Annotated in this window: 11 protein-coding genes, 1 pseudogene and 1 riboswitch; of the genes and pseudogenes, 8 read left to right on the top strand and 4 right to left on the bottom strand. The window is 68.0% G+C overall.

The annotated features are described in order from the left end of the window. Nucleotides 1-6: 6 nt before the first annotated feature. From rsmA to DXV50_RS05935, 6 genes are all read left to right on the top strand, one after another. Nucleotides 7-912 carry a 16S rRNA (adenine(1518)-N(6)/adenine(1519)-N(6))-dimethyltransferase RsmA gene (gene rsmA, locus DXV50_RS05960; protein ID WP_117205344.1) on the top strand — a complete coding sequence of 302 codons (906 nt, stop codon included), beginning with the start codon at nucleotides 7-9 and terminating at the stop codon, nucleotides 910-912. A 72-nt stretch (nucleotides 913-984) separates the two neighbouring features. Then, nucleotides 985-1,995 carry a TatD family hydrolase gene (locus DXV50_RS05955; RefSeq protein WP_232817473.1) on the top strand — a complete coding sequence of 337 codons (1,011 nt, stop codon included), beginning with the start codon at nucleotides 985-987 and terminating at the stop codon, nucleotides 1,993-1,995. Nucleotides 1,996-2,059: 64 nt separating this feature from the next. Then, nucleotides 2,060-3,868 (top strand): ABC transporter ATP-binding protein, encoded by a 1,809-nt coding sequence (locus DXV50_RS05950; protein WP_269801610.1) that lies wholly within the window; start codon nucleotides 2,060-2,062, stop codon nucleotides 3,866-3,868. Further along, on the top strand, nucleotides 3,858-5,690 hold the full coding sequence (locus DXV50_RS05945; protein ID WP_117205342.1) for an ABC transporter ATP-binding protein: 1,833 nt from the start codon (nucleotides 3,858-3,860) through the stop codon (nucleotides 5,688-5,690). Before DXV50_RS05950 ends, DXV50_RS05945 begins: the two co-directional genes overlap by 11 nt. A gap of 24 nt (nucleotides 5,691-5,714) precedes the next feature. Further along, nucleotides 5,715-5,802, top strand: a riboswitch (Fluoride riboswitch). A 75-nt stretch (nucleotides 5,803-5,877) separates the two neighbouring features. Continuing rightward, nucleotides 5,878-7,095 carry a chloride channel protein gene (locus DXV50_RS05940; protein ID WP_198666419.1) on the top strand — a complete coding sequence of 406 codons (1,218 nt, stop codon included), beginning with the start codon at nucleotides 5,878-5,880 and terminating at the stop codon, nucleotides 7,093-7,095. A gap of 113 nt (nucleotides 7,096-7,208) precedes the next feature. Then, on the top strand, nucleotides 7,209-8,189 hold the full coding sequence (locus tag DXV50_RS05935) for an L-lactate dehydrogenase (protein WP_117205341.1): 981 nt from the start codon (nucleotides 7,209-7,211) through the stop codon (nucleotides 8,187-8,189). A 153-nt stretch (nucleotides 8,190-8,342) separates the two neighbouring features. Here DXV50_RS05935 and DXV50_RS05930 read toward each other — a convergent pair whose 3' ends face one another. After that, nucleotides 8,343-9,851, bottom strand: a complete 1,509-nt coding sequence (locus DXV50_RS05930; RefSeq protein ID WP_232817472.1) for a lipopolysaccharide biosynthesis protein — start codon at nucleotides 9,849-9,851, stop codon at nucleotides 8,343-8,345. Between the two features lie 293 nt (nucleotides 9,852-10,144). Here DXV50_RS05930 and DXV50_RS05925 point away from each other — a divergent pair, with 293 nt between their 5' ends. Continuing rightward, complete coding sequence (locus DXV50_RS05925; protein WP_232817521.1) at nucleotides 10,145-12,856, top strand: phosphoenolpyruvate carboxylase; 2,712 nt, start codon at nucleotides 10,145-10,147, stop codon at nucleotides 12,854-12,856. Nucleotides 12,857-12,951: 95 nt separating this feature from the next. Here the strand turns inward: DXV50_RS05925 and DXV50_RS10070 are convergent. Next, nucleotides 12,952-13,451 (bottom strand): annotated as a pseudogene (locus DXV50_RS10070) (type III toxin-antitoxin system ToxN/AbiQ family toxin). Between the two features lie 197 nt (nucleotides 13,452-13,648). Continuing rightward, nucleotides 13,649-14,305: a PAQR family membrane homeostasis protein TrhA gene (gene trhA, locus DXV50_RS05915; protein ID WP_232817471.1), complete on the bottom strand. Its 657-nt coding sequence runs from the start codon at nucleotides 14,303-14,305 to the stop codon at nucleotides 13,649-13,651. A 109-nt stretch (nucleotides 14,306-14,414) separates the two neighbouring features. On the opposite strand from trhA, the gene DXV50_RS05910 reads away from it, so the two are divergent. Beyond that, nucleotides 14,415-14,885: a hypothetical protein gene (locus DXV50_RS05910; RefSeq protein ID WP_198666418.1), complete on the top strand. Its 471-nt coding sequence runs from the start codon at nucleotides 14,415-14,417 to the stop codon at nucleotides 14,883-14,885. A 120-nt stretch (nucleotides 14,886-15,005) separates the two neighbouring features. On the opposite strand, the gene DXV50_RS05905 is transcribed toward DXV50_RS05910, so the two are convergent. Beyond that, on the bottom strand, nucleotides 15,006-16,685 hold the full coding sequence (locus DXV50_RS05905) for an NAD(P)/FAD-dependent oxidoreductase (RefSeq protein WP_117205336.1): 1,680 nt from the start codon (nucleotides 16,683-16,685) through the stop codon (nucleotides 15,006-15,008). Nucleotides 16,686-16,690: the final 5 nt, after the last annotated feature.

Here is a 16,690-nt window from a genome sequence, read left to right as displayed (position 1 = left end):
CCGCGCGTGACGTACTCGAGGCTGGCAAACCCGCGCGAGACCCGCGCGGTCCTGGAGGACTTCGGCCTGGCGACCAAGCACCGCCTGGGCCAGAACTTCCTGGTGAACGACGAGGTCGTCGGCAGAATCGTCAACCTTGCCGAGCTCGGCGGCAGCGACGTCGTGCTCGAGGTGGGCCCGGGCATCGGCACCCTGACGGTGGCGATGCTCTCGGCCTGCCGGGCCGTCTGCTCCATCGAGGCGGACCGCGAGCTCGAGCAGGTGCTCGCCCAGACCTGCGCCACGGACGGCGAGAAGTTCGCCCTGGTCATGGGAGACGCCCTGCGCGTCACCCCCGCCCAGGTGGACGACGCCCTCGCAGGGTTGACAAAGGGACAGTCCCTTTGTCAACCCTGGCAACCCAACAAGTTCGTGGCCAACCTGCCCTACCAGGTGGCGGCCACGCTCATCCTCAAGTTCTTCCAGGACTTCGGCAGCCTGGAGCGCGCCTGCGTCATGGTCCAGGCAGAGGTGGCCGACCGCATCTGCGCCAGGCCCGGCAACAAGACTTACGGCGCCTACACGGCAAAGCTCGCGCTTCTCGCCAGGCCGACCGGACGGTTTGAGGTGGGGCCCGGCAACTTCATGCCGCCGCCGCACGTGGACTCCGCGGTGGTACGGCTCGACCGCACGCCCATGGCGGACCCGCTGTCTGGCGAGCCCCTCTCCGCCGAGCGCGCCGCCCGCGTCGCCGAGGTCATCGACGCGGCATTTGCCCAGCGCAGGAAGACCATCCGCAACTCCATGGGCGCCAACGGCTTTGAGAAGGACGCACTGGACGCGGCCTTTGCGGCCTGCGACATTGCCCCCACGGCCCGCGCGGAGACCCTCTCGCCCGAGGACTTCGTGCGCCTTGAGGGCGCCCTTTCCTAGCATTGCCAGCAGAGAAGCCCGCGCCCACCCGGCCCGCGGGCTTCTCTCCTTTCTTGCATTTGGAGGCATGACGTGTCCGAACTCAAGGTGCTCGACCACCTGATGCTTGCCGACGGCGAGCTCTTCCACAACTCAAAGGGTCGCGCGTGCCCGGCGCCGCGGCCCCTGGCCCCCGTGGCGGACACCCACGCCCACCTGGGAAGCCTTCACGGCCACGACCCCGCGCTGGCTCTTGCCCGCGCGGCCCTGGCGGGCGTCTGCATGATGGTGGTGCCCATCGACCCGGTGGCGGAGTTCCCCCGCAAGTGGACGGACGCCGCCGCGCTATGGGACTTTCTGGACACGCATCTGGCCATCGCCCGCGACTGCCTTGAGGAGGCCGCCGAGCTGGGCTTTGTTCCGCCGGCCTTTGACGGCTGGGACGCGCCTGGCCTCCTGGGCAACGTGCGCATCGTGGCGGGTGTTCACCCCTACGGCGCGGAGGGCTTCGACGGCGCCGCCGAGGCCCTGATGCGCGAGCTTCTGGCCTCGCCACGCTGCGTGGGCGTGGGCGAGATCGGCCTGGACTTTGGCCCCTACAACGAGGTGAGCCCGCGCGAGCAGGAGGAGTGCTTCCGCCGTCAGCTGCGCATGGCCCACGAGCTGGGCCTTCCGGTTGAGCTTCACATCCGCGACGGCGTGGACGACATGGTGGGGGAGGCCCACGCCCTGGCCGCGCGCGTCCTCGCCCAGGAGGGCGTGCCCGAGGCCGGCTGCGACCTGCACTGCTTTACCTCCGACACCCGCATCATGGAGGACTTCTGCCGCCTGGGCTGCAGCATCGCCTTTGGCGGCGCGTCCACGTTCTCGCGCTCCGAGGACATCCGCGACGCGGCCCGCGTCTGCCCGGAGCGCCTCATGCTCACGGAGACCGACTCCCCCTACATGGCCCCGGTGCCCCTGCGCGGCGAGGAGTGCGAGCCTGCGATGGTCGTCTTCGTGGCCGACATACTGGCCTGCGAGCGCGAGGCGGCCGGCGTCGCCCCGGCGGCCCAGACCTATGCCGCCCTGTGGAGAAACGCCTGCAAGCTCTTTGGCCTCTAGAGCCGGTCGGCTCGACCGCGGTATCCTCAAGCGCGTTTGGTGTCGAGGAGCTCGGAGGTGCCCGGTGGACGGTTCGCGACAAGACGGCAAGGCTGCGGCCAGGGGGAGTGACCTGCGCTTCATTGCGCGGGGGTTTGGGACGTACCGCAGGGACGCGGTGCTGGCCGGCCTCTGCGTCTTCGTGGAGACGTCCCTCGAGCTCCTGATCCCGTTCCTGATGTCCTCCGTCATCGACGAGGGAATCTCCGGTGCCAGCCCCTACGTGGTCTGGACGCGCGGCGCCGCCATGCTGGCCTGCGCCGCGGCGGCGCTGCTCCTGGGCACGGGCTACGCGCGCTTCTCGGCGCGTGCGGCCATGGGCCTGGGCGCAAACCTGCGCCGCGCGGAGTTTGCCCAGGTCCAGCGCTTTGCCTTCTCCAACCTGGACGACTTTGAGTCGAGCTCGCTGGTCACCCGCATGACCACCGATGTGACGGTCATCCAGAACGCCATGGTCACCGGCTTCAGGCCGCTCCTGCGTGGCCCAGTCATGCTGGTCATGGGGCTTCTGCTCTCCTGCCTGATGAGCGTGCGGCTGGCGGCGGTGTTCCTGGCCATAGTGCCGGTGCTTGCCGTGGTGCTGCTCTTCATCGTGCGCCGCGTGGGTCCGCTCTACCGCGTCCTGCAGGGCGTGATGGACCGTCTGAACGACGCCCTCCAGGAGGACCTCACCGCCATCCGCGTCATCAAGGCCTACGTGCGCGAGGACCATGTGGCTCGGCGCTTCTCCGAGGTCAACTCCGACCTTGCCGCCACCGCCACCAGGACCTTCTCGGGCGCCGTCCTCAATACGCCCGTCTTCCAGCTGGCCATGTACACGGCCTGCGTGGGCATCCTCTGGACGGGCGGGAACATGATCATGGCGGGCCAGCTCACGGTGGGCACCCTCACCGGCTTCATGAGCTACGTCCTGCAGATCATGAACTCCCTGATGATGATCTCCAACGTGTTCCTCCTCATGGCGCGCGCCCTGACGTCCATACGGCGCGTCCGCGAGGTGCTTGACGAGAAGCCCGCCATCTCCTCGCCGGAGCACGCCCTGACGGAGGTCCCGGACGGCTCGGTGGACTTCGACCACGTCGGCTTCAGGTATAGCGCCTCTGCCCAGAAGGACGTGCTCTCAGGCGTCACCCTCCACCTGCCTGCAGGCTCCACCGTGGGCGTTCTGGGTGCCACGGGCTCGGGCAAGACCACGCTCGTGCAGCTCATAGCGCGGCTCTACGACGTCACCTCGGGCGGGGTGGCCGTTGGCGGTCACGACGTGCGCGAGTACGACCTCGCCGCGCTGAGGGACGCCGTTGGCATCGTGCTCCAGAAGAACGTGCTGTTCAGCGGCACCGTGCGCCAGAACCTGCAGTGGGGCGCGCCCGACGCCTCCGACGACGAGCTCCTCGAGGCCTGCCGCGTGGCCTGCGTGGACGAGTTCCTGGACCGCATCGGCGGGCTCGACGGGGACCTGGGCCAGGGCGGCGTCAACGTCTCCGGTGGCCAGAAGCAGCGCCTCTGCATCGCCCGCGCGCTCCTCAAGCGCCCTCGCGTGCTGGTCTTCGACGACTCCACCAGCGCCGTGGACATGGCCACCGACGCCAGGATACGCGCGCACCTGGCGGCCCTCGCGGACGTCACCAAGATCGTCATCGCCCAGCGCGTGGCCTCCGTCCGCGACGCCGACAAGATCGTCATCCTGGACGACGGGCGCGTCCACGCCGTGGGGACCCACGAGGAGCTTCTCGCCGCCGACCCCATCTACCAGGAACTCTACGAGTCCCAGATAGGCAGCGGCATTCACGGCGAGAAGACCGACGACGCTGGGGAGGCCACAGATGGCAGGTAGGGGACAGGCGCCCTCGCGTCCGAGGAACATGCGTCACACGCTGCAGGTCCTTCTGGACTACATGGGCCACGCACGGACGCGGCTTGCCGTGGTGGCCGTCCTGGTCACGGTGAGCGGCCTGGCGAACCTACTGGGCACGTACATGATCAAGCCCGTGGTCAACGCCGTTGGCGCCGGGGACTTCGCGCGCTTTTCTCGGCTGGTGGCGCTGACGGCGTGCATCTACGCCGTTGGCGTGGCGAGTGCCGTGGGGTACACACAGACCATGGTGCGCGCCGCGCAGAAGGTGGTCTTCGACATCAGGCGGGACCTTCTCGCCCACATAGAGGGGCTGCCGCTCTCGTTCTTTGACTCCACGCGCCACGGCGACGTCATGAGCTACTTCACCAACGACGTGGACACGGTCTCGGAGGCGCTCAACAACAGCTTTGCCAACGCGGTGCAGGCGCTCATCCAGACGGTGGGCACCTTCACGCTGCTGGTGGTGCTCGACTGGCGCCTCACGCTCATCACGCTTGCCTGCGACGTGCTCATCGCCTGCTACGTGCGCTTCTCGGGAGGGCGGAGCCGCAGGTTCTTTGGGGCGCAGCAGGCCACGCTCGGCCAGCTCGACGGCTACGTGGAGGAGATGATGGCCGGCCAGAAGGTGGTCAAGGTCTTCAACCACGAGGAGGCCGCCCAGGCGGACTTCGACGGCCTCAACGAGGCGCTGCGCCAGAGCGGCACCACCGCGCAGGCCTACGCCTCGACGATGGTGCCGGTGACCGTGGCCGTCTCGTACATGAACTTTGCCGTGGTCTGCGTGGTGGGGGCGCTGCTTGCCCTGGGCGGTCGTGCCGACGTGGGAAGCCTTGCCAGCTACCTGGTGTTTGTCCGCCAGGCCTGCATGCCCATCAACCAGCTCACGCAGCAGGGCAACTTCCTGTTGACGGCCCTCGCCGGAGCCGAGCGCATCTTTGCCGTCATGGAGAGGAAGCCCGAGGTGGACGAGGGCCGCGTGACCCTGGTGCGCTCGGACGTGGAGGCGGCCCGCACGGCGGGCGGCGCCTCAGGCTGGGCGTGGCGCATCGACGGCGAGGACGTGCCTCTTGCCGGCGACGTGCGCTTCTATGACGTGGACTTTGGCTACGTGGAGGGGCAGACCGTCCTCGAGGGGCTCTCGCTCTTTGCCAAGCCGGGGCAGAAGATCGCCTTCGTGGGGTCCACGGGAGCCGGAAAGACCACCATCACCAACCTGATCAACCGCTTCTACGAGGTGCGCGGCGGCGTCATCACCTACGACGGCATCGACGTGAGGGACATCTCCAAGGAGTCCCTGCGCCGCAGCCTGGGCATCGTGCTGCAGGACACGCACCTCTTCCGTGGCACCATCGCCGACAACATCCGCTTCGGCAAGCTGGACGCCACCGACGAGGAGGTGCGCGCCGCCGCCCGCGTGGCCAACGCCGACAGCTTCATCAGCCGCCTGCCGCAGGGCTACGACACGCCGGTGGTGGCCGACGGCGCCAACCTCAGCCAGGGCCAGCGCCAGCTTCTGGCCATTGCCCGCGCGGCCGTGGCCGACCCTCCGGTGCTCATCCTGGACGAGGCCACGAGCTCCATCGACACCCGCACCGAGGCCATCATCGCCCGGGCCATGGACCAGCTCATGGCCGGCAGGACCACCTTCGTCATCGCGCACCGCCTCTCCACCGTGCGCAACGCCAATGCCATCATGGTGCTGGAGCACGGCCGCATCGTGGAGCGCGGCACCCACGAGGAGCTCCTGGCCCAGCGCGGCGAGTACTGGCAGCTCTACACCGGCGCCAAGGAGCTGGATTGACGCCCCGGCTTCGCGGCCGTAAGATTCCTTGCGCGGGATGAGGTTCCCCGTTGGGTGGCGGCGCGCGCCGCGAGCCCTAAACCGCCTTTGAGCTGATGACTTCTGCCCCTCTCGCCTCCGGGCGGCCCAGGGGCAGAAGTCTTTTTTGTGCCGAGGCCGGGTCTTCCGGCGGAAGTGGAGGTCAAGCGTGGAGAAGCGCCTGTGCCGAGTTGCCGATGCCTATGGGAGGGTCCTGGTTCTGGTGGCCGCCGCGCTGCCGGCGGGCGTTGCCGCCGGTGCCGCCGACGCGCTCTTTGGCCGCGTGCTGCTGGCCGTCTCTGGCGTGCGGGCCGGCTGGCCGCTCCTGACGGTGCCCTTCCTGGCCGTGGCGGGAGCCCTCACGGCGTGGGCGTACCGTCACTTTGGCAAGGGCGCCGAGAGGGGCATGGGCCTGGTGTTTGGCGCCGCCCACGGCCAGGACCAGCAGATTCCCCTGCGCCTGGTGCCCCTCGTCATGGTCAGCACCTGGCTCACGCACCTCACGGGAGGCTCAGCCGGCAGGGAGGGCGTGGCCGTGCAGATTGGCGCCACGCTCTCGCACTGGCTGGGCCGCCGCCTGCCGCTGCGCAACGCCGCGCCCACGTTTGCCGTGGTGGGCATGGCCGCCGGCTTTGCCGGCCTCTTCCGCACGCCGCTTGCGGCCACGGTCTTTGCCCTCGAGGTCCTGGCCGCGGGACGCCTTCGCTACGAGGCGCTGGCGCCGGCCCTCGCGGCGTCCCTGGTGGCAAGCGCCACCTCCGGCGCGCTTGGCCTGGCAAAGTTCGAGGTGGCCGTGGCTCCGCTTGCCGCCCTCGACGCCCCCGCGACGCTGCGGCTCGCACTTGCGGGCCTTGCCTTCGGCGTGGCGGGAGGTGCCTTCGCGTGGCTTCTGTCCCGCGGCAAGTCCGTGGCGGCGCGACTGCTTCCCAACCCCGTGGTGCGCGCGGCGGCCATGGGCGCCGGCCTCTCCGTGGTGCTCCTGGTCCTGTGGGGTGGCCGCTACTGCGGCCTGGGCACCAACCTCATCGAGACCGCCATCGCGGGCGCCGGCCAGGACGTCCTTCCCTGGGACTGGGCCCTCAAGCTCGCGCTGACCGTGCTCACGCTCTCGGCCGGCTATCAGGGCGGCGAGGTCACGCCGCTCTTCTCCATTGGCGCGTGTCTGGGCGTGGTGCTGGCCGGGCCGCTGGGGCTTCCCGTGGCGCTTGCGGCCGCGCTCGGCTACGCCGCGGTCTTTGGCGCGGCCACCAACACCTTCCTCGCGCCGCTGCTCATCGGGGGAGAGGTCTTTGGCTGGGCCAACCTGCCCGCGTTCTTTGTGGTCTGCGCCGCCGCCTACCTCTTCAACATGGGAAAGACCATCTACGCGGGGCAGCTGCCCGGGTAGGTGGGCCTCGCCGGGGCCCGGGGACGCTCCCTGTCACGCGTTGGTCACGTGGCCGCGCTAGAATCCGCTTGCGCACCGCCGGCGCGCCTAGGGGACAAGAGACGGGAGCCAGCATGGCACTCATTCGCAAGATCGGCGTCATCGGACAGGGCCATGTGGGCGCGCACGTGGCAAACAGCCTGCTCATGCAGGGTGTGGCAGACGAGCTCTACCTCGCCGACATCAACGCGCAGAAGCTGGAGAGCGAGTGCCAGGACCTCACCGACTCCATGAGCTTCTACCCGCACAACTGCCGCGTGGTCAACTGCGGCGAGAAGTACGAGCTTCTCGCCGGCTGCGACGTGGTGGTCAACGCCGCCGGTGACGTGGCCAAGGCCGCCGGCGACCGTGACGGCGAGCTCTTTGTGACCGCCGAGATCACCCGCACCTGGCCGCGCCGCCTGGTGGACGCCGGCTTTGGGGGCGTCATCGTCACCATCTCCAACCCCTGCGACGTGGTTGCCACGGAGATCTGGCACCTCACCGGCTACGACCCGCGCCGCATCATCGGCTCCGGCACGGCCCTGGACTCCGCGCGCCTCAAGAACGCCATTGCCCGCCGCGTCAACCTGGACCAGCGCTCCATCTGCGCCTACATGCTGGGCGAGCACGGCACCTCTCAGTTTGCCGCGTGGTCTGCCGTCAACTTCGGCGGAAAGCCGCTGGCCGAGCTCGCCGCCGAGCAGCCCGACCGCTTTGGCTTTAACCTTGCGCAGGTCGAGAAGGACGCCCGCTTTGGCGGCTACGTGACCTACGCGGGCAAGGGATGCACGGAGTACGCCATCGCCAACGCCGCCGTGCGCCTGGTGCGCGCCGTGGTCTCCGACGAGCATCTGGTCACGGCCTGCTCCACGCTGCTTACGGGCGAGTACGGCGAGTCCGGCCACTACACCAGCCTGCCGTGCGTGGTGGGCGCCGCGGGCGTCGAGGAGGTCGTCACGCTCTCGCTCACCGAGGCGGAGGAGGCCCAGCTTCACGCCTCCTGCGAGCACATCAAGGGCAACATCGCCCGTCTGACTTGGTGGGACGAGGAGCGCCACCCCAGCCTGAGGTAGCCCGCCGCCCCTCAAATTGGGGACGTGTTCAAATTTGCGCAAACTTGGGACAGGTTGCCCGGCGCCGCCCAGCGCCGATAGGCAACAAAAGAGGGGACGGTCTAACCCGTCCCCTCTTTGCGCAAAAACGAACGCGTCCCCAATTTGTGAGGGCTACTCCAGGCGCTTGCGGATGGCCAGGTACTCGGTCACCAGCAGCAAAAGCAGGATGGACATCACCACGAGGCTGCCCACCACGGCGCCGGAGAGGCCCGAGAAGTTGACCAGCAGCATGGCCACGGGCACGGCGAAGACGAAGGCGATGAGGTAGAGCCTCGTGACCTCGCCCTGGGCGCGCAGCACGGTGATGATCTGGTATAGGAAGTCGATGCACGCGCAGACGCCGCCCGTCGCCACCATGACAAAGACGAGGCTCCTGAACTGCTCGAAGTCCAGGCCGTACATAAGGCCCATGAGGGGGATGCCCACCCAGCCCATGAAGAGGGCCATGGCGCCGGTGATGAGCGCGATGACGCCGATCATGGCCAGGACCACGAGGTCGAACCTGCGGTGCTTCTCGGGATCCTCCCAGATGCGCGCCAGGCGCACGAGCTGCGGCTTGTAGATGAAGCCGGCCGCCATGAGGATGGAGTGGGCCGGGAAGTACATGGCGTTGTAGTAGAGCTGGTTGTCGTAGGAGAGGCTGCCCTCCATGGCAAACTTGGGCACCGAGTCGATGACGTTGTAGAGGAAGAGTGCCAGGAAGAGCGGCCAGCACTGCACAAAGAGCTCGCGAACGCCACGGAAGGTGGCGGGCAGGCTCTTCTCGGTCTCAAGGTAGGCCAGCGGCAGCGTGAGCAGCAGAAGCGACGCCACGGCGGCGATGGCCATGGCAAACGAGGCAAACGTCAGGTTGCGGGTCACAAAGAGCACGATGGAGAAGGCCAGGAAGGACGCGGCGCAACGCAGGCCCTGCGAGAGGCCGGCCAGGTAAAGCTTGTCCTTCTGCTGCAGGCGCCCCTCGTAGACATCGGCAAGGCCGTCGACGGCGCGAAAGCTTAGCGCGCCCATGCAGATGGAGATCATGGGCTCGGCGTAGCCGCGCGCCTTGCAGTAGCCAAAGCCCACCAGCAGCATGAGGCCGCAGGTGATGAGGCGGTTGACCTGGTAGTCCTTGAACGACTGCAGCTCGTCGAGGTCGGAGACTTGGTAGGTGCGCACGCCAAAGTTGGCAAGGAACAGCAGCAGCGTTCCCACCGTGAAGGCCATGGAGAACAGGCCCGCCTGCTCGGCGCCCACAAACCAGGTGCAGACCATCGTCAGAAGCGGAAAGAGGCCTCCCCAGGCGGCCTGGCCCACCGTGTTGAGCACGTAGTCGCGAGTGGTCTGGTGCGCCAGGTACTGCTCGCCCTGGTCCTCCAGGCCACCGCCAAAGACGGCTCCCAGAAGGCGGTTCCACCAGTTGTTGACCGCGCGGGAGAGAAACCCGGGCTGCTTCTCCTTGGGCGCCGCCTGGCGAGAAGCCCGCGCGCCCGCGGCCCTCCTGCCAGGGCGCCCCAGCCCTCCCCGGCGCCCGGCCATGCCGCGCTTGGTCTCCACGCCGTAGCGCGGGGCCTTGCCCGGGGCTCCTGCCGGGGCGACGGGCGTGTCGGACGTGCTTCTCCGCTGGGGAATCTGCGCCATGTAGGGAGCCTCCTGATTTAACGACTTGGTCACCTGATTGTAGACCAGAGGTCGGTTTGCGCCGGCAAACGGTAGCTTCTGCGCGTGAACAATCAGTTTCGCCATACGGCGAGCAGCGCCTTGGGGGCCGCGGGCGGGTATCGTAGTGTAAGGTTGGTCGGACGCCGCCCCAAGGCGGCCTGTCGCAAGGAGACACGTTGGCTGACAAGCAAGCACAGAAGGACCCGAGCCTAGCGTTCGCGGCTGCCCCCGCAGTCGCCCCCGCCTCGACGCCCGAGGTCGAGAAGAGCGCGCTGCCCGCGAGCGCCCTCGTCGAGGAGACGGCCGCCAAGGCCACGCTCTCCGCCGTGGACGTTCCGGAGTCCATCCGCGACAACATGGCGCTCTTCCTGCGCCTGGTGCGCAAGGTCCTCGAGGAGAGCGATCCCGAGATGCGCGCCACCTTTGACGTCCTTCTGGACGACGCCATCAAGGCGAGCTACGACGAGGACGGCGCCACCGAGGAGGCGACCGAGGCCTTTGCCGACCTGGAGCGCGTCATCGACGGTCTGGACGAGGCCCATGCCACCATGCTGATGCGCGCCTTCGTGGCCTACTTCCACCTCGCCAACATCTGCGAGGAGAACTACCGCGACGAGTCCCTGCGCCTGCGCGAGCGCACCGTGCCCACCACGGCCGAGGCCGACCCCATCAACGACATCACGGTGGCCTACCGCCAGCTCGTGGACGAGTGTGGCCGCGGTAAGGCCATGGCCCTTCTCAACCGCCTCGAGTTCCACCCGGTCTTCACCGCCCACCCCACCGAGGCCCGCCGCAAGGCCGTCGAGGGCAAGATCCGCCGCATCTCCGGCCTGCTGCAGCAGCGCTCCGAGCTGGGCGGCATCGCCCTGGCCGAGAACGAGCGCCAGCTCCTGCAGGAGATTGACGCCCTGGTGCGCACCTCTCCCATCGCCCACAAGAAGCCGACCCCCGTCGAGGAGGCCGACACCGTCATCGACATCTTCGACCGCACCCTCTTCCAGATGGTGCCCCAGGTCTACCGCCGCTTTGACGACTGGGAGCTCGGCGAGAAGGCCGGCACCGTGCCGCCCGTCTGCCCCGCGTTCTTCCACCCGGGCAGCTGGATCGGCTCCGACCGCGACGGCAACCCCAACGTAACCGCAAAGGTGAGCCGCCAGGTGGCCGAGAAGTTCCGCGTCCACATGCTGGAGACGCTGGCCGACGCCACGCACTTCATCGGCCGCAACCTGACGCTGGACGTGGCCTCCACGCCCCCCTCCGACCAGCTGGTCAACCTCTGGAACCACCAGCGCGAGATGAGCGAGGCCATCACGGCCCGTGCCATCGGCATCTCGGCCTCGGAGCTCCACCGCGCCTGCATGCTGGTCATTGCCGAGCGCCTGCGTGCCACCATCGTGCGCACCGCCGACATCATGTACGCCAGCGCCGAGGACTTCATCTCCGACCTGCGCTGCGTCCAGCTGTCGCTTGCCAAGGCGGGCGCTGCCCGCACGGCCTACGGCCCCATCCAGAAGCTCATCTGGCAGGCCCAGACCTTCGGCTTCCACATGGTGGAGATGGAGTTCCGCCAGCACTCCCTGGTCCACTCCCGCGCCCTCGCCGACATCCGCGAGCACGGCCGCTGGGGCGAGCGCGGCGAGCTTGCGCCCATGACCCGCGAGGTGCTGGACACCTTCCGCGCCATCGGCCAGATTCAGCGCAAGAACGGCGTTGCGGCGGCCCGCCGCTACATCATCTCCTTCACCAAGAGCGCCCGGAACGTCGCCGACGTCTACGAGCTTGCCCACCTTGCCTTCGCGCACGAGGCTGACGTGCCCGTGCTCGACGTCATCCCGCTCTTCGAGCAGGTGGAGGACCTGGAGAACGCCGTCAAGACCCTTGACGAGATGATCAAGCTCCCCGAGGTCCAGCGCCGCATGGCCCAGACGGGCCGCCGCCTGGAGGTCATGCTCGGCTACTCAGACTCCTCCAAGGACGCCGGTCCCACCAGCGCCACGCTGGTCCTGCACGCCACGCAGGCCGCCATTGCCCAGTGGGCCGAGGAGAACAACGTCGACCTCATCCTCATGCACGGCCGAGGCGGTGCCGTCGGCCGCGGTGGCGGCCCGGCAAACCGCGCCGTTCTCTCGCAGCCCAAGGGCTCGGTCAACTGCCGCTTCAAGCTCACCGAGCAGGGCGAGGTCATCTTTGCCCGCTACGGAGACCCCACGCTGGCCCGCCGTCACGTGGAGTCTGTCGCCGGGGCCACGCTGCTGCAGTCGGCACCGTCCATCGAGTGGGTCAACACCGAGTCCACGGCCAAGTACGCCGACATGGCCGCGGCCCTGGACAAGTACTCCCGCGAGCGCTACCTCGACCTTCTCAACACCGAGGGCTTTGCCGAGTGGTTCTCCACCGTCACGCCGCTGACTGAGATCGGCCTCATGCCCATCGGCAGCCGCCCGGCCAAGCGCGGCCTGGGCGCCAAGTCCCTCGACGACCTGCGCACCATCCCGTGGATTTTCTCCTGGAGCCAGGCGCGCATCAACCTGGCCGCCTGGTACGGCCTGGGCACCGCCTGCGAGCGCCTGGGCGACCTGGACAAGCTGCGCCGCGCCTACGCGGAGTGGCCGCTGTTCACCACGTTCATCGACAACATCGAGATGTCCATCTCCAAGACCGACGAGCGCATCGGCAGGCTCTACCTGCAGCTGGGCGGCTGCGAGGACCTCTCGAGCAAGGTCCTGGACGAGATGGAGCTCACCCGCAAGTGGGTCCTGGCCATCGTGGGCGACGAGTGGCCGCTGCAGAACCGCCGCGTCCTGGGCCCGGTCATCCGCATGCGCCTGCCGTTTGTTAACGTCCTGTCCGTGACGCAGGCGCAAGCCCTGAAGACCCTGCGCACCAAGGGCGACAAGCTCACGCCCGAGGAGCGCGAGCGCTTCATCTACCTCATCCTCTGCACCGTCTCCGGCGTTGCCGCCGGCCTGCAGAACACCGGGTGATCCAGGCGAGAAGCGCGCTTCTCGACTGCTGCCAAAAAGTGACCTGGGTATTCCTCGCCGGATACCCAGGTCGGTTTTTCTGACGAGGCGTCGCCTCAGCCGTGCGTTGGATAGCGGAAGCCTTGGCAGGCTCTTTCCAAGAGGGGAAAATCGTTGCATCGGGCAGAGAGCGGCGTCGAGTCTCCGTTATTTGCCTTGTGGTTGTACAGGGTCGACGCGTTCTTGCGGATGCGACCCTCCAATTGCTTGATGATCCTGTACTCGGCTTGGAGCAAGCCCGGTAGCGCTTGTCCTGGACCGCAGAGAAGTCGACTCTTTGGTAGGTGTCCGTCGCAACGGGAAACATGCAGTTCAGGTTAATGACCGCATAGTCACCAACCTTGATGAAGTCCAAGCCGTTCTTCATCCTGCGGTGCTTCTCCTTGAACGATGACAGGGGAGTAAAGTACTCAAACCCGTTGACCTCGAATACGATGCCGATGTACTTGCGGGAGTGACCCTGCCCCTTCTTGGCGTTATGGAACAGGTGGGGCGCGTATGGCGCCAAATAGTCGATGTAGCGCTCGTCAACGGTGTAGAACGACAGACCGGCCATGTATCCTCCCTAGGTAAAAAGAGAGGGAGCGGAATGGACCGCTCCCTCAGTTAGGCTCGCGCTCAGAGTGGCGAAACACTCGCTTGTAACTCTCTTGATTGGGGCCAAGAGAAGCCCGCTGATAACTCTCTCGCTTAAGGCCGAGATATGCCTCTGAGACACATGGTAGCCGGAACCCGCGCGTTTCTCAAGGCTTCCTACAGCACGAAGAGCAGGGCGGAGAGGGTGATGCAGACGCTGCCGGTCAGGGTGAAGAGGTGGAAGACAAAGTGCAGGTAGGGCACGTGCTTGGGCAGGTAGAAGAGCGCTCCCACGGTGTAGGAGAGGCCGCCTGCCACAAGGAGCCAGAAGGCGGGGGAGGGCAGGACCTGCCAGAGGGTGCCCACGCGGAAGATGACCGCCCAGCCCAGCAGCACGTAGATGAGGGCGCTCAGCCACTTGGGCTGGCGCTCGCGCATCAGGCACTCGGCCACGATGCCCACCAGGGCGATGGCCCAGACCACGATGCCCAGCCGCAGGCCGTCGTAGTCGGCCAGCGCGACCAGCGCAAACGGCGCGTAGCTGCCGGCTATGAGCAGGTAGATGCCGCAGTGGTCCAGCACGCGGAAGACGCGCTTGGCGCCTGCGGGCGCAATGGCGTGGTAGAGCGTCGAGAAGAGGTACTCCACGATGAGCCCGATGCCCATGAGCAGCGCCGCCGCAAGGCGCACGCCGCCGCCGTGGCTCACGGCGCGCACGATGAGCAGCACCAGCGCCGCAATGGAGAGAAGCGCACCCACGCCGTGGCTCACGGAGTTAGCAATCTCTTCTCCCACGCTATAGGAGCGCTGCGTCTGCCTTGTACTTGCTGCCACGGTGCCCTCCCCTCCACTCTGCGGGCGTCTGGCGCCTGCGGGTATACTAGACCGACGAACATATAGGAGCTCATACGAGCATACCCCACCAAACCAGGGGAGAAACCCAATGAAGAAGAACGTCCTTATCGCCAACGCCGTGGTCTGGGCAATCCTGCTCGCGGGCTGCGTTGCCTTCCAGGTCTGGTACCGCTCCGGCGAGGTCATCGACACCTACTACGCCGTGATGGGGTCCGCCTTCCTGCAGGTGATGGCCATCGAGTCTGGCCCCGTCATCCTCTTTGCCGTTGGTGCCCTGCTGGGGCTGCTCTTTGTCGGGCTCAAGAAGATCAAGCTCGGCCGCGGTGCCCGCAACGCGCTGCGCGTGATCTCGGTGCTCTTCCTGGCCGTGCTGGTGCTCTCCCCGGTGCCCATACTCTTTGGCGTCGGGCTCACCGCTCCGGTGGTCATCGTGGTCTACCTGGGTATGGCGGCGCCGGCGGTCATCGTGATCCTGGGCTTCCTGTACGCCCTGGGCCTGGCCGAGGTCGACCCCACCAAGAAGGGCCCGTTCGCCAAGTACCTCCCGGACGACGAGTAGCGGGCCAGTCGGGCTTGCGTGCCTCGTCCCGCCCGGCAATAGCGTACATAATCACAAAGAGAGGCCTTCTCAACAGGCAAAACGCCAGGCGAGAAGGGCCTCCGGTCGTTATTTTGTACGCTATTCGGCCGGGTCAGCCGCCCCGCCGCCCAACGCCTCGACCACCTTCCTGGCGGCCATGATGCCGTCGGTGGCGGCGCTCATGATGCCGCCCGCGTAGCCCGCGCCCTCGCCGACGGGCCAGAGGCCGGCCACGCCCACGCTCTGGCCGTCCGCGCCGCGCGTGACGCGCACCGGTGAGCTGGAGCGGGTCTCCACGCCCGTGAGCACGGCGTCAGCCACGTCAAAGCCGTGGAGCTGGCGGCCCATGCGGGGCAGGGCGTCCCGCAGCGTGCCCACGATGTAGTCCGGCAGGCACTTCTCAACAGAGCCCCAGGCAACGCCCCTGGGGTAGGTGGGCGCCACGCGGCCGCCGGCCGAGGAGGGCGTGCCCGCGAGGAAGTCTCCCACCAGCTGGGCGGGCGCGACGTAGGCGCCGCCGCCGGCCGCAAAGGCCGCCCTCTCGCAGCGGCGCTGCAGCTCGACGCCGGCGAGGACGTCGTCGCCCGGCAGGTCGTCCGGGAAGACGTTGGCCAGAAGGCCGGAGTTGGCGTTTGCGCCCGCGCGGTCCGAGAGGCTCATGCCGTTTGTGACAACTCCGCCGCGCTCGCTGGCGGCGGAGACCACGTAGCCGCCGGGACACATGCAGAAGCTGAACGCGGAGCGGCCGCTCGGCAGGTGGCACGAGAGCTTGTACGGGGCCGCGCCCAGGGCTGGGCTGCCGGCGGCGGGACCGTAGAGGGCGCGGTCGATGTCCGCCTGCAGGTGCTCGATGCGCACGCCCATGGCAAACGTCTTGCGCTCCATGGGCACGTCGTGCTCGCGCAGCAGCTCAAAGACGTCGCGCGCGGAGTGGCCGCAGGCAAGGACGACGCAGCTCGCGGCCACGCGCTCCTCGGTCTGGGAGCCGTCGGCGGCCGTTTGGGTCAGCGTCACGGACCGCACGCGGCCGCCGGTGACGTCCAGGTCGCTCATGCGGCAGCGGCAGCGCACCTCACCGCCGGCCTCCTCGATCATGCGCACGATGTTGGTCACCACGCGCGGCAGCACGTCGCTTCCCACGTGGGGCTTTGCGTCCCACAGGATCTGCGGCTGGGCGCCGGCCTCCACGAAGGTCTCCAGGATGAGGCGGTGGGCCGGGCTCTTGGTGCCGGTCTGCAGCTTGCCGTCAGAGAACGTGCCCGCGCCGCCCACGCCGTACTGGATGTTGCTCTCCACGTCCAGCTCGCCGGTGGCGTTGTGCGCCTCTACCACCCTGCTGCGGCGGGCGGCGTCGTCCCCGCGCTCCACGAGCAGGGGAGAAAGGCCCGCTCTCGCAAGGGAGAGCGCGCAGGAGAGGCCCGCGCAGCCGGCTCCCACCACAACGGGACGCGCGTCGGGCGCCACGGCGGCGTCAGGCCAGCCGAAGGGCTCCTCGCCCACCACGCGGACGCCCTTCTCGGCGTGGGCGCGGGTCAGCTTGGAGAGGACGGCCGCCTCCTGGGAGGGGCCGCCCGCGAGCTCCGCGCGCAGGGTGAAGGTGAGCACGATGTCGGCCTTCTTGCGCGCGTCGATGGAGCGACGGCGACGCTCGATGCCTCTGAGCTGCGACGCATTGATGCGCAGCTTCTTGGCGAGCGCCTTTTTGCAGAGGGCGAGCTCGCGCTCGTCGCCTCCGTCGAGCTGCGTGAGGTGGATCCTTATGCCTGAGACCTCGAGCATCGTGG

This window comes from Paratractidigestivibacter faecalis, assembly GCF_003416765.1.
Classification (GTDB): Bacteria; Actinomycetota; Coriobacteriia; order Coriobacteriales; family Atopobiaceae; genus Paratractidigestivibacter; species Paratractidigestivibacter faecalis.
This window is presented reverse-complemented; position numbering and strand designations above follow the sequence as displayed.